Below are 13,628 nucleotides of genomic sequence, written 5' to 3'. Positions count from 1 at the left end.
TGGCCAAAAAATTGTTTCCCGCCCGCCCAGAAATACTAGTTTGCAAATCCTCGTCCGCCTCCCCATTCCGCATCCGTCGCTGATATGTCGCGCTTGTCATCGATAGGCGCATCCATCATCGATTCGAGACCGGCGATCTCAACCGGCACGCGGAAAGGGTTTCATGTCACTCACGCATCTTCAGCGTCTGGAAGCGGAGAGCATCCACATCATGCGCGAGGTTGTCGCCGAAGCGGAGCGTCCCGTGATGCTCTATTCGGTCGGCAAGGACAGCGCAGTGATGCTGCATCTGGCGAAGAAGGCGTTCTATCCCTCTCCTCCGCCCTTCCCCCTGCTGCATGTCGATACGACCTGGAAATTCCGTGCGATGTACGACTTGCGCGACAAGGCTGCGGCCGATGCGGGCATGGAACTGCTCGTCTATCAAAATCCCGAAGCAAAAGAAAAAGGCATCAACCCGTTCGATCATGGCAGCCTCCACACCGACATGTGGAAGACGGAGGGGTTGAAGCAGGCGCTGGACCTGCATGGCTTTGATGCGGCCTTCGGCGGCGCGCGGCGCGACGAAGAGAAGAGCCGTGCCAAGGAGCGTGTGTTCAGCTTCCGCTCTGCCAATCACCGCTGGGATCCGAAGAACCAGCGCCCGGAGCTCTGGCGCCTCTACAATGCGCGCAAGGCCAAGGGGGAGAGCATGCGCGTCTTCCCGATCAGCAACTGGACCGAACTCGACATCTGGCAATATATCCATCTCGAAAATATCGAGATCGTCCCGCTGTATTTCAGCGCGCCGCGCCCCACAGTGGAGCGTGACGGCCTGCTGCTGATGGTGGACGATGACCGCTTTCGCTTGAAGGACGGTGAAGTGCCAGTCGAACGCTCGATCCGCTTCCGCACACTGGGCTGCTATCCCCTGACAGGCGCAGTGGAAAGCGAGGCGACGACGCTGCCGCAGGTCATTCAGGAAATGCTGCTTACCACCACCAGCGAACGTCAGGGCCGCGCCATCGATCATGATCAGGCGGCCAGCATGGAAAAGAAAAAGCAGGAGGGTTACTTCTGATGGCCGACACCCTCACCCCGGAAGCGCCCATCTATCAGACCGACGCCCTGATCGCGTCGGACATCGATGCCTATCTCGACACGCACCAGCACAAGACGATGCTGCGCTTCATCACATGCGGTAGCGTGGACGATGGCAAGTCGACGCTGATCGGCCGCCTGCTTTACGACAGCAAGATGATCTTCGAGGATCAGCTCGCCGCGCTGGAAGCGGACAGCAAGCGGGTGGGCACACAGGGGCAGGAGATCGATTTCGCGCTGCTCGTCGACGGCCTCGCTGCTGAGCGGGAACAGGGCATCACCATCGACGTCGCCTATCGCTTCTTCGCCACCGAGAAGCGCAAGTTCATCGTTGCCGACACGCCGGGGCACGAGCAGTACACGCGCAACATGGTGACGGGCGCTTCGACGGCCGACCTTGCCGTCATCCTGATCGACGCGCGCAAGGGCGTGCTCGTGCAGACGCGCCGCCACAGCTATCTTGCGCACCTGATCGGCATCCGGAACATCGTGCTGGCCGTCAACAAGATGGATCTCGTCGACTATGACCAGGCGGTCTATGACGGCATCGTCAAGGATTACGCCGAGTTTGCCCGCTCCATCGGCATCACCGATTTTACCGCCATGCCGATCTCCGGTTTCAAGGGCGATAACATCACCGGCTCGTCCGCGAACACGCCGTGGTACAAGGGGCCGAGCCTGATCGAGCATCTCGAGACGGTCGAGGTCGATACCGAGCGCCTGTCCGCCCGTCCGTTCCGCATGGGTGTGCAGTGGGTCAACCGACCCAACCTCGATTTTCGCGGTTTCTCCGGCCTCATCGGATCGGGCGTGATTAGGCCCGGCGACGCTGTGCGCGTGCTCCCTTCGGGCAAGACCAGCACCGTCAAATCGATCGTCACCTATGATGGGGATCTGGAACAGGCGGTCGCGGGGCAGTCCGTCACGCTGACGATGGCGGACGAGATCGATTGCTCGCGCGGCGACGTGATCACCATCGCCGACGCGCCGACCGAAGTCGCCGACCAGTTCGAGAGCACGATCGTGTGGATGGACGAGGCGGAAATGCTGCCCGGACGCCCCTATCTGATGAAGATCGGCACGAGCACCGTCACCGCTACGATCACCGAACCGAAATATGAGGTGTGCGTCAACACGCTGGTGCATCAGGCGGCCAAGACACTGGCGCTGAACGGCATCGGAGTGTGCAACATCTCGACCGACCGGGCGATCCCATTCGAAGCCTATGCCGACAATCCGGATCTGGGCGGTTTCATCCTCATCGACCGTATGACCAATCGCACGGTCGCGGCGGGCATGATCCACTTCGCCCTGCGGCGTAGTCAGAACATCCATTGGCAAGCCACGGATATTACTCGCGAACACCATGCCGCGATGAAGAACCAGACGGCATGCGTGCTCTGGCTTACTGGCCTGTCAGGCGCGGGCAAGTCGACCATCGCCAATATCGTCGAGAAGAAGCTGGCGGCGAGCGGGCGCCACACCTTCCTGCTTGATGGCGACAATGTCCGCCACGGCCTCAACAAGGATCTGGGCTTCACCGATGCCGACCGGGTTGAGAACATCCGCCGCGTCGGCGAGGTCGCCAAGCTGATGACCGATGCGGGCCTCATCGTCATAACCGCCTTCATCTCGCCTTTCCGCGCGGAACGTGAGATGGTACGCTCCATGATGCAGCCGGGCGAGTTTATCGAGGTCCATATCGACACGCCGCTCGCCGAAGCGGAGAAGCGCGACGTAAAGGGTCTCTACAAGAAGGCGCGCTCGGGCCAGCTCAAGAACTTTACCGGCATCGACAGCCCCTATGAGGCGCCGGAAAACCCGGAAATCCGCATCGACACCGCCGCGATGAGCGCGGAGGACGCCGCCGATGCCATTATTGCGCAGCTCAACGCCGGGTGGGCCTACACCATATGACCGACGGGGAACTGGCCGCCCAACTTGCCGAAGCCGCCGGACGCATATTGCTTGCGGTGCGCGACAGCAATCTCATCGCCGCACAGGCGCTGGGCAAGGCGGGGGACCAGACGGCAAACCAGTTCCTGATCGCCGCAATCCGCGACCAGCGTCCCGACGACGGGTTGCTGTCCGAAGAAAGCCAGTGCGACGGCACCCGGCTCGACAAGTCGCGCGTGTGGATCGTCGACCCCGTCGATGGCACGCGCGAATATGGCGAGCGGCGGACCGACTGGGCCGTCCATGTGGCCCTGTCGATCGATGGTGCCCCGGCGATCGGCGCTGTCGCCCTGCCCGGCCTTGGCGCGGTGCTTCGCAGCGATCAGCCTGCTCCCCTGCCCGCCGCCGGATCGCCGCTGCGTATGGTCGTCAGCCGGTCTCGCCCCGCCGCTGAAGCGCTGAGCGTCGCAGAGAAGCTGGGAGCGGAGCTGATCCCCATGGGCAGCGCAGGCGCCAAAGCCATGGCGGTCATCCGGGGGGAAGCCGACATCTATCTCCACTCCGGCGGACAATATGAATGGGATAGCTGCGCCCCCGCCGCCGTCGCGCTTGCCCACGGCCTCCATGTTTCGCGCCTTGACGGAAGCCCGCTCGTTTACAACCAGCGCGACAGCTACATGCCTGACTTGCTCATATGTCGGAAAGAGCATGCGCAGGTAGTGCTGGATCTGGTAAAGCGAGGATAGGCGTCGTCCCTGTCCGTTTGTGCTGAATGCTTGTGAACGAAGTCGAAGTCGCCACTCAGGGCGAGCGGGTATCGCGCATACTCAATCGCAGTTTCGATACCCCGCATCCCGACAGGCCTCTCGGTCCCGCTTGCGCTGTTCCTTTTCGGCCTTGCGCATATCGCGGCCCCGGTTGCGGTCCGCCTCGTCCTGACTGACCGTCGCCCAGTCGGCCACCTGCGACCCGGCGCGAACAGGCGCCGTTGCCACATCGGCTGCCGCGCGCACCAGACAGCCGGGCAGCAACAGCGATATGGTCATCAATGCAATCGTCCTGTGCTTCATCCAATGGTCTCCTCGTGGTCGCCACCATGCCACGAAAGGATGAGCGCCAGATGAAGCGCCGGCTCGGTTCAGCCCGCCAGACGCTCCGCGAACCGTTTTTGCAGCTTCTGAAGCTTCGGTGGGATCACCGCCATGCAGTACGGATTGCGATCGCCCACCCGCGCCCAATAGTCCTGATGGTAATTTTCCGCCGGATACCAGGTAGCAAGCGGCTCGATGGTCGTGACAATGGGTGACGCCTGATCCGGCTGCGAGCGTTCGATCGCCGCACGGGCCGCTGCTTCCTGCTCGCCATCATGAGGGAAAATCGCCGACCGATACTGTGTCCCCACGTCATTGCCCTGCCGGTTGAGCGTCGTGGGGTCGTGCGTCGCGAAAAAGATGTCGAGCAGAGCATCATACGATACCACATCGGGGTTGAACGTGATGCGGATCGCCTCTGCATGGCCGGTGCGACCGCTGCACACTTCCTCATAGGTCGGATCGGGAACCGTTCCGCCGATATAGCCACTTTCGACCGCTTTCACACCCGCGACCTGCTGATAGACGGCCTCCGTGCACCAAAAGCACCCACCCGCCAAAGTCGCTACCGCCTCGCTCATGTCATGCCTTTCGTCAGGAAACAGGGAGCAGAGATAGGAAGGATTCTATCTAGAACAAGCGGATGGCGTCCAGGTGTCAGGTCGCGGCGGCAGCTTTGGCCTTTTCTTCGGCGACCAGCTCCTTGCGCGACAGCTTGCCGACCAGTGTCTTGGGCAGCGAAGCGCGAATCTCCACCGCGACCACCCGCTCATGCTTTCCCAGCTGCGGGTTGAGCCAGTCCATCAGCCCCGGCCCGTCGATGGTCGCGCCCTCCTGCAGGGTCACGAACGCCTTGGGACTTTCTCCACGATAGGTATCGGGAATGCCGATGACGAGCGCCTCTTTCACCGCGGGGTGGTGGTACAGCACCGCCTCGACCTGGCTGGGGAACACCTTGAATCCGCCGACCGAGATCATGTCTTTCAGCCGGTCGACGATGCGGATATAACCGTCTTCGTCGATCACCCCGACGTCGCCGGTGCGCAGGTAGCCGCCCACGAACACCTCTTCATCGGCATCAGGACGCTTCCAGTATCCGCACATCATCTGCGGCCCGGCAAAGACGATCTCGCCCGGCTCACCAGCGGGCGCGGGCTGGGTCGGGTCTTCGCGGCTGACCAGTTTCACCCGCGTACCGGGTATGGGCTGACCGATAGTCCCCGTCTTGTTCAGCCCTTCATAGGGGTTGGACGATATAACGCCGCTGCTCTCGGTCAGGCCATAGCCCTCCACCACCTTGGCGCCGGTCACCGCCTCGAACCGCTGCTTGACTTCGAGCGGCAACGGCGCGCCACCGGAAATGCACACCCGTAAGGAAGAGAGGTCGCTCTTCCCAATCGCCGGATGATCGAGCAGCGCCTGATACATCGTCGGCACGCCGGGCAGCGACGTGGCCTTCGTCCGCTCGATACTCGCCAGAACTTGCCCGGCATCGAAGCGCGGCAGCATGACGATTTCGCCACCCATTGCCACCGTCCGGTTCAGCACGCAGCTGTTGGCGAACACATGAAAGAACGGCAGCACGCCCAGCACCCGGTCGACCTGTTCGGGATGCGGATCGAGCAGCGCGACCTGTCGCGCGTTCGCCGTCAGGTTCTGGTGGGATATCATCGCGCCCTTCGGCGTACCGGTCGTTCCTCCGGTATATTGCAGGAGCGCTATGTCCTTTTCCGGATCAAAGTGGAGCGTCTCGCACAGCCCATCATTGTCGATCAGCGCGGAGAAGGACAGGATCCGCCCGTCATTGGGACGCGGTGCGACCTCCTTCTGCCGGAACAGCGTATAGAAAAGCGCCTTGCTCTTGGGGAGCGCGCCCGCCACCGATCCCACCACCAGCCTTTCGAGGCGACTGTTGTTCAGCACCTCGATCGCCGTGGGCAAAAGCGCGCGTGCGGACAGCGTGAACAAAACCCGCGTGCCGCTGTCCTCGACCTGATGCTCCAGCTCGGCAGCGGTGTAGAGTGGGGAAAAGTTGACCACTATGGCCCCCGCCATCAGCGCGCCATAATAGGCGGCGACATAATGCGGCACATTGGGCAAATACAGCCCAACTCGGTCTCCCCGTTCGATGCCCAGATCGCGCAGGCCGCACGCCACCCGCTTGGCCCCGTCGAGCACTTCGGAATAAGGGTAGATGCGCCCCATGAAATCGATCAGTGGCGCGTCCGGATGCGCCGTCGCGCTTGCCCGCAGCATGTCGGGTGCCGACATCGGCGCGAATGCCTGATCCCATTGGGCCGGATGACAATATCTCTCGGCCCAGATCCAGTTTTCTCTCTCCATCGGCCGCAGTGTAAACCAACCACGTGCACAGGCAATGGGATTAGGGTCGGGACCCATTCATGGGAGATGATGGCCGTGATTTGCTTTGGCTGACGGACGAGCAGATGACTCGGATGGTGCCATGCGCCAAAGGGATACGGCCCGGCAAAGACACTTTACAATCGCTGATCCGCTGAGTGGACAAGGGTGTCTTCATCCGGATAATGCAGGGTCTCGCTACGCCTCAGGCTCCGGATCGCAAGACGATCATGATCGATGCGAATTTTCTCAAGCCGCACCGTACAGCTTTCGGCCTGCGACTAAAAGGGAGAGCCGGGACGACTGATCGGACGGACAAAGGACGGTATGAACACGAAGTTGCATGCCGTTACCGATGCGAATGGTCGCCCCAAGAGCTTCTTCATGACGGCGGCCCAGGTCAGCGGCTATACGGGCGCGGCTGCGTTTCTTGATAATTCCCCAGGGCACGATGGTTACTGGCAAACGGGCGATAATGCTGGCTCGTTCGTGAGGCCTTGCATGAAAAAGTTATCAGGCCCTCCATCCCAAACCGGAAGTCCCAGAACAAAGCCATCAAATACGACAAGCGCCGAAACAGGATCGAGATTATGTTTGGTCGTATTAAAGCGCTTCGACAGATGCCCTATCGCCTTCCTGTCGGCCATTGCCCTCGAAGCAATCGTCATCTTCTGGCTCTGATCAATGAGCCACGAGCTCCCGTCGTGGCATAGGGTAGGCCTATGACGAAAAAAGGCATGCGTAGCTCGCGATTTGCAAAGGGCCCCGGTTGTGGTTTTCTCTCATTGTTAGCGTATGCCAAAGAGAGCGTGCGCGTGGAGATCGCGGATGCCCAAAGTTGTAGCATTGATAAAAAGAAAGCCGGGAGTGTCCCGAGAGCAATTTCGTCATCATTATGAGACCTATCACGCTCCGATGGCGCAACGAATGGTGGGACATCTGCTCGTAAAATATGTCCGCAACTACCCTTATAATTTGGTCGAGTATCAGCCGGAAGATAATTTTCTGGATGATGGATATGACGCGATCACGGAGTTTTATTTTAAGGACGAGAACGGGCCATCCGAAATGGCCAGAATATTTAGTCTTCCCGAGAATAATGCCGAAATCCTGGTGGACGAAGAAAAATTTCAGGACCGGACAAAAACCAGACTTTTCGTCGTAGATGAAGCGAACACGGGGGTAGAATATCAAGGCGACTGTAAATAGCGCGCGCGTTCTCGGGTGCAAAGAACGTGTGTCGAAATCGCCGGATCATTCGCCTTCCGCGGAATTATGCGACCAGGAATTCGGTAAACGCCTTCGAGGCCGCGGTCTGAAAGCTGTCTTTACGGTGACAAATTTTCCATCCCGGAGAGAACGGCAGAAATGGTTCCAGCAGCAGAACCAGTTCTCGAGCGGCGATGTGCTTGTACGCTGCACTTTCGGTGACAAACGCAAGGCCAATATCATCCCGTGCGGCTTGAACTCCGATTTCACACTCCGATACGACCAGCGGTCCGCTAACTTCAATTATGCGCCAACGATCATTTATCCAGAATTGCCACTGAAATGGTTCTGCAAATCCTGATCGGCGCCAATGGATACAACGGTGGTTCGTGAGGTCGTCGGGCGTTTCTGGTGCGCCCATTTCAGATAAATATCCTTTCGACGCGACCACGACGTTTCGAATTTCGCCGCCCAGATCCACAGCGGCCATGCGGTCATCAATCCATTCGGCGCGTTGGATCGTGAGGTCGTATCCCGCCGAAATGAGATGGACCGGCGCATCGTCCACGGTAATATCAAGCCGGATATCCGGGAACAGTCTGTGAAACCTTCCCAGGTGTGGCTGGACGTGAAGGCGGAAGGGCTGCCGCGGAACATGGATACGGACGAGGCCGCTCGGTACCGCTTCGGTGTCCCGGGCATCGTCGAGAGCGGCATTCATTTCTTCTAGAGCGGGTCGGAAACGGTTAATGAGCCGGGTTCCTGCTGCGGTTATCGAAACCCTCCGGGTTGTCCGCTCAAACAGTAGCACGCCAAGCCGATCCTCCAACTGTCGGATCGTCTGGCTCAGCGTGGATGGAGCCATCCGCAGGCGCTCCGCGGCCCGGGCAAAGCTGCCCAGTTCTGCGACGATAACGAAGGCGTGCAACTCCGCAAATTCTCTGCCGCGCATTATAGTGCAGTTTCCGAAATATTAATTCCAAAAATGGTCCATAGTCGTATAATCGATAGCGCTCTATTTATCCAGCCGTGATGGAAATGGAGCCATAAATGACCACTGCGGATCGAAACCGCGCGCTGATCGAAGACATTTTCGCGCAATGGGCGGCGGGGTTGAGCAGCTTCTTTGACCTGCTGGCGGACGAAGCCGTTTGCACTATCTCCGGTACGACCCCTCACGCTGGGACCTATAACGGGCGCGACCAATTTCTGCGCGACATCGTCACGCCCTTTATGAGCCGCTTAAAAGGTCCGATCGTTCCGACCCTGCACAAGATCATAGCGCAGGGCGATGAGGTTGCAATTCTTTGGAGTGGTCGGGCGCCGCTGCAGAACGGGGAGACCTACAGCAATAATTACGCATTTTTCAGCACACTTCAGAGTGGGCGCGTTGTTCGTCTTACGACCGTGCTGGACATGAGCGCATTCGAGCGCGTCTGGACTGATTTTGCGGAGGTCGCATGAAAGTTTTGCGTGCATTTCGGTGGGGATTAACCGCAGGTTATTGCGTGATAGCTGCGTTGGCACTCGGCATTGGATATTTCTGGACACCTGCCTTCGCAGGTTCACCCCGGATTCATATGTGGAGGTTGGACTGCGGCTCGTTTAATGTTGCGACCAATGCTTTTTCCGATACCTTCGCTTATCCCGGCGAGCGAAGGACTTTTGCGGATAATTGCTATCTAATTCAGCATGGCAAGGATCTCATGCTGTGGGATGCAGGGTATCCGACAAGCTATCTCGGAAAAGATCTGAACACGAGCGAACCGCTGAGCGCCGCGTTACGCATACCTATTGTCGACCAGATCAAAAAGCTGGGCTTCAAGGCTTCGGACGTTTCGATCCTGGGCCTGAGCCACGATCATATTGATCATACCGGGCAAGCAGGAAGCTTTCCAGATGCGCGCCTTCTTTTGGGCAAAGAAGATATCGAGCGACTGAAGCAGCAGGAGCCACCCTTTTATGTGGATCCCTCGCCCTTGGCGCACTGGCTCAAGGGAGGCGGCAAGTTGGATCCGGTAGAAGGTGATCGGGACGTTTTCGGGGACGGTTCCGTAATTATGATCGCGCTGCCCGGCCACACGCCGGGGAACCATGGTCTCCTGGTCCGGCTGTCGCCAAGCAAGAACGTCGTGCTCAGCGGGGATGCAGTACATTTCCATGGTCAGCAAGGGATCCCGCCGGTCAATGTTGATAGGGCTCAGACGCTGGCATCTCTCAACCGGATCGAGGGTCTCGTCCGTCAAGGTGCCAAATTGATCATTCAACATGATCCTGCGGACCAAAAACCATTCGATGATTATGTAAAATGATTTTCTATAATAGTTTTTTGTACGTGAATAAAACGTAGCATCATTATGAATATTTATCTTCGATATAAAGTATAGTTCGAGATAACCTCAGTCACCGCGTTTTCAACATTGCCGGCTCTGCTGCGTGTCACAAGCGTCTGGCTGGCCCTTTGGAAAAAAAGTTGCTGTCTTGAGCAATCCAGTCGGATCGAGGAGGAGTGAATACGTCGTACTCAAGCGTGTCTTCCAAGGCGTGAACGCTGTGGTCGACACCGGACGGAATAAATATCAGCTCTCCCGCTGAAACGTCGATCTCCGCATCCGCAACAAAAAAACGTAATCGGCCTTGGACGACGTGCGTAAATTGCTCATTCGGGTGTGAGTGAACAGGAACTTGATCGCCCTTCTTAAATCGCACCTCGCCGATCATGATCCGTTCACTTGTAACGAATTTGCGTGTTATCGTGCCAAGAACGATTTCTTCGGGTCGATCCTTCCAGGTGAAATGACGTGCACGGTTCAACTGGTGCACGGAATCTACGGGTGTCATGGATCAGCGCTCCTGAAACTTGGAATGGGCTCATCAATCGACGTGCAGATTTGCCGCCCATGTGCACTCTTAAGTTTTTGCTTTTGCTTGGGAAGCCAGCGGAGCTACGGTCCTTCGGATCCCATAGGAGCGACCGATACTCCACGACATGCTGATAGAATGTGAACCCGTCTTTCTGCTCTCAGCACGGACCGCGTGAGGGTCGCGCGCCCGACCACTCTCACTCGCTGCAGCTGTCTATCAGCAAGACGCACAACTCCGCTCGCGTGATGGGGAAGCACGACGCTCCCTCATTTAACTTCGGAGAGGCAATCAGGCCCATAGCCTGTCGCAACCGGGCCAAAAACTGTGCCGCCTCACCCCGGCTGATGAGACCGTCAATATCAATTGATATCCAGCGAACGCGCGCCTCCGGCCGCAGATGATCGGCAGGTGCATCAATGACAGGGTGGCGCATGTTGGGGAACAGCTCGATACCGGCCCGGCTGGCGGCGTCATACAGACTTTCCGCGTAACGAAATGCGGGATCACCTGGCTCAATATGTTCAAAATGCAATCCTGTTACGCTGATTGGCACATCGAAAGCGAGAACCGCGCCTTCGAGAAGATCGAACCATGTCGCATTGCGCTCCGGGAAAAATCTGTATTTCCCGTCGCAAGGAACGAAGCCTTTCAGTGCCATGGATTGGATGGCCTCAAAGCTCGGATGCTCTGCCTCGACATCACTGAAATATGTCAGCTTGCATTTCATCTGGAGCATCAGCTTCTGGATCTCATACACCGAAGTATCGATAACGCGGCAGCCATATCTTGCCGCGAGGGCCGCCGCGATGCCCGCCGCCGTGCCGGTTTCCGTCCATAAGGCCTCAACTCTGAGTGCGCAGAACGCAACATGACTCGCCGAAATCGTGGTGGTCACCAGCAAATTGTCGACATCTTCAGGCACGAGGCATCCCATGGGAACCTGGTATGGGGAGCGGAGCGCGCGAATAAACATCGACCCGTCATATGTGCCAGTCTCAGGAGCGCAATGGTCGCTGCAGCGCCTGCTCTCGATTGCCCAGTCACCAATCGCGATCGAGTCCTGTTTCAAGGGCGGACGTGGTCCCTGGCCTGTGATATACGGATTGACATCAGATTCCGTCATCCGGGCGTATCCGCGAAATCGCCGACCCTCACGGACATAAATATTGTGAGGTACGTGGCCGTTACCGGGATATTCGTCGTCCGCAAGCCCAAGCTGGGGCATTCCTCCTTCATTTTGAATAAAATGCAGAAAACCCAGTGCATGATCGAAGAAACGCTTCCGCAACGGCATGCGGGCGCGAGGATCCGCTAATATATAGGCCCGGTTTCCGTCGAGCAGATCGTCGCCCCTGTACCGCTGATTGGTCAGCATCTTGCCAGCGACTGTCGGGATGAGAGCAGTTCCAAACTGGGGTTTACCCAGAGCGACAAACGGCGGGGGAGACCAGCTGTAGCGATCAGGATCATAATCGGCGGGACGCTGCAGCAGATGCTGTCTGTAGTTTTCCGCACGATAGCGCAAGCTAAGACGGCATGTGAACGCCATGAGGGCATTATCCCCTTCGCCGGTACTACCCGGCAAAATCGTTGAGGGAAGAAAGCCGCTGGGATGTATGTCACGCTCGTGGGTTGTCGTATGGATGATTCCGGCGTGAGGTTCCTCCCGTGATCGTCCCTCGCGCCCAAGATCGAAGCGGGCCCCCGACCATGATGCAACATCGCCCTCATATGTTGCGTCAATGACCGTCGTCGCATATTCGCAAACCGGCTCTTCCGCGGGAAAGGAAGGGAGATTGCCGACAGCGTCAATCGCCCGCTCCCAGTTTACGCCGAGAATTCTGCGATTTTCCAGTTTAACGCCGACGGGCACGGCACCATTGATGAACGTGATAGCCGAATGTTCAGCTATCATCTCACGCCATATTTTTTCGGCAACGTGAAATTCCCAGAATATATCCGACTTGCTATCGATCATGGAGAGATCGATGCCCGCGTTTTGATAGTATGAAACCACGCGGCGGATGAATTCCTCTGCGATACCGCTCAATGCCTGTAGCGAGCCTGTGTCGAAGCAGTGGACCCCATTAGCTGTCACGCCTCCGATGGAGGCGGTTGGTTCCAAAACTGTAACGGAAGCTCCCTCACGGGCGGCTGCTATTGCCGCTGCGCAGCCTGCGGCCGTACCTCCGACGACGAGTACGTCCGAAAACCTGACATCTTGATCGCTCATTGGCAATTCCAGTCAATTGGGCCGCAACCCCTTATGCAGCTTGGAATAGCTTAAGCCGGGCCAAAACGAGATATAGGTCAGTACTATGGGGCTTTTAGCGTGCCATGGCGGGGCATCGGCAAGCTTGGACGGGCTCATGCCGCCAAACGTCTTGCGCCAGGTGTATAAGTCGCGTCGCTGATCTCAGCCGAAGGTACGCCGACTGTTCTTCCGAACCAGCCATCACCTGCCGTTCCATCACCCGCCACAGCCTCTAACAAACCTCATTCCCAGGCCGTTTCCGTCATCCCTCGCACCTTCACGCCAATAAAATTAATGGCACAAATTCAAGTGGTTAAGACACACATTTGTGTCAAATTCGCACAAGACGCTGGGCCAGACAGAATGAGCTTATGCCGGTAGACCAAAGCGGCAGCGGGCCACATAGGGAGCGCCTATCGCAACCATAGTATGCCCTCTCTATTGAGTGCACACGCCCCATGCTAACGAGCGCCGGAGTACCTGCTCACGACCACATAAAGTGGCGCTAAACACCAAAAATATAGAGGGAGAAGATGATGCTAAAGAGGGTTGGGTCACTTCACTACGCGCATACTGTGAGTGCCATCGCACTGTCATTAATTTCCAGCGGGAGCGCGTGGGCAAACGGTCCGCGCAACGACACTGAAAGCGGTTCAGCCGCAGCACAAAGTACGGCGAACTCCAATGCTTCTCCCACCGTTTCGACCGACGACTCCGAGATCGGTGAAATAATCGTCACAGCCCAAAAGCGTAGCGAATCGATCAATCGAGTTGGTCTGTGGATCGGCGTGCAAAAAGGACCCCGTTAGCGGGGTGATCGGCGTCTAAAAGGGACCCCTCATTTCGATGGTTTAAGCAGCCGGCTGGATTTT

12 protein-coding genes and 1 pseudogene are annotated in these 13,628 nt (G+C 57.9%); 7 read left to right on the top strand and 6 right to left on the bottom strand.

The window, feature by feature from the left end:
• The first annotated feature begins 121 nt into the window (after window positions 1–121).
• Genes cysD through FHS92_RS00055 form a run of 3 tightly spaced genes read left to right on the top strand, consistent with a single transcriptional unit; the run spans window position 122 to window position 3,722 of the window.
• On the top strand, window positions 122–1,060 hold the full coding sequence (cysD, locus tag FHS92_RS00065) for a sulfate adenylyltransferase subunit CysD (RefSeq protein ID WP_343056673.1): 939 nt from the start codon (window positions 122–124) through the stop codon (window positions 1,058–1,060).
• Entirely contained in the window at window positions 1,060–2,997 is a 1,938-nt protein-coding gene (gene cysN / locus FHS92_RS00060; protein WP_184076343.1) for a sulfate adenylyltransferase subunit CysN, read from the top strand. Before cysD ends, cysN begins: the two co-directional genes overlap by 1 nt.
• Window positions 2,994–3,722, top strand: coding sequence for a 3'(2'),5'-bisphosphate nucleotidase CysQ (locus FHS92_RS00055; RefSeq protein WP_184076341.1), 729 nt, complete (start codon window positions 2,994–2,996; stop codon window positions 3,720–3,722). The genes cysN and FHS92_RS00055 overlap by 4 nt, the downstream gene beginning before the upstream one ends.
• Window positions 3,723–3,803: 81 nt before the next feature.
• On the opposite strand, the gene FHS92_RS00050 is transcribed toward FHS92_RS00055, so the two are convergent.
• The 3 genes from FHS92_RS00050 to FHS92_RS00040 all read right to left on the bottom strand — a co-directional run bounded on the left by FHS92_RS00050 (window position 3,804) and on the right by FHS92_RS00040 (window position 6,410).
• Window positions 3,804–4,046 (bottom strand): hypothetical protein, encoded by a 243-nt coding sequence (locus FHS92_RS00050; protein WP_184076339.1) that lies wholly within the window; start codon window positions 4,044–4,046, stop codon window positions 3,804–3,806.
• A gap of 68 nt (window positions 4,047–4,114) precedes the next feature.
• Complete coding sequence (msrA, locus tag FHS92_RS00045; protein WP_184076337.1) at window positions 4,115–4,648, bottom strand: peptide-methionine (S)-S-oxide reductase MsrA; 534 nt, start codon at window positions 4,646–4,648, stop codon at window positions 4,115–4,117.
• Window positions 4,649–4,724: 76 nt separating this feature from the next.
• On the bottom strand, window positions 4,725–6,410 hold the full coding sequence (locus tag FHS92_RS00040; protein ID WP_184076336.1) for a long-chain-fatty-acid--CoA ligase: 1,686 nt from the start codon (window positions 6,408–6,410) through the stop codon (window positions 4,725–4,727).
• Window positions 6,411–6,518: 108 nt separating this feature from the next.
• Here FHS92_RS00040 and FHS92_RS00035 point away from each other — a divergent pair.
• Together FHS92_RS00035 and FHS92_RS00030 are read left to right on the top strand one after the other, a co-directional pair.
• Window positions 6,519–7,109: pseudogene (locus FHS92_RS00035) on the top strand (IS5 family transposase); the annotation flags it as partial.
• A 147-nt stretch (window positions 7,110–7,256) separates the two neighbouring features.
• On the top strand, window positions 7,257–7,637 hold the full coding sequence (locus FHS92_RS00030) for an EthD domain-containing protein (protein ID WP_184076334.1): 381 nt from the start codon (window positions 7,257–7,259) through the stop codon (window positions 7,635–7,637).
• 64 nt (window positions 7,638–7,701) lie between these two features.
• Here the strand turns inward: FHS92_RS00030 and FHS92_RS00025 are convergent, their stop codons facing one another.
• Complete coding sequence (locus FHS92_RS00025; protein WP_184076332.1) at window positions 7,702–8,589, bottom strand: LysR family transcriptional regulator; 888 nt, start codon at window positions 8,587–8,589, stop codon at window positions 7,702–7,704.
• 98 nt (window positions 8,590–8,687) lie between these two features.
• Between FHS92_RS00025 and FHS92_RS00020 the strand changes: the two genes are divergently transcribed.
• Window positions 8,688–9,101, top strand: a complete 414-nt coding sequence (locus FHS92_RS00020; protein WP_184076330.1) for a nuclear transport factor 2 family protein — start codon at window positions 8,688–8,690, stop codon at window positions 9,099–9,101.
• Window positions 9,098–9,949: an N-acyl homoserine lactonase family protein gene (locus FHS92_RS00015; RefSeq protein WP_184076328.1), complete on the top strand. Its 852-nt coding sequence runs from the start codon at window positions 9,098–9,100 to the stop codon at window positions 9,947–9,949. The genes FHS92_RS00020 and FHS92_RS00015 overlap by 4 nt, the downstream gene beginning before the upstream one ends.
• Before the next feature lie 127 nt (window positions 9,950–10,076).
• Here the strand turns inward: FHS92_RS00015 and FHS92_RS00010 are convergent, their stop codons facing one another.
• On the bottom strand, window positions 10,077–10,478 hold the full coding sequence (locus tag FHS92_RS00010; RefSeq protein WP_184076326.1) for a cupin domain-containing protein: 402 nt from the start codon (window positions 10,476–10,478) through the stop codon (window positions 10,077–10,079).
• Window positions 10,479–10,698: 220 nt separating this feature from the next.
• Entirely contained in the window at window positions 10,699–12,735 is a 2,037-nt protein-coding gene (locus FHS92_RS00005) for an FAD-dependent oxidoreductase (protein ID WP_184076324.1), read from the bottom strand.
• Window positions 12,736–13,628 lie beyond the last annotated feature (893 nt).

The sequence above is a fragment of the Sphingobium subterraneum genome (genome assembly GCF_014199435.1).
In the GTDB taxonomy this organism is placed as follows: domain Bacteria; phylum Pseudomonadota; class Alphaproteobacteria; order Sphingomonadales; family Sphingomonadaceae; genus Sphingobium; species Sphingobium subterraneum.
The sequence above is the reverse complement of the archived record's forward strand: the minus strand, read 5'-3'. Positions and strand labels throughout refer to the sequence as shown.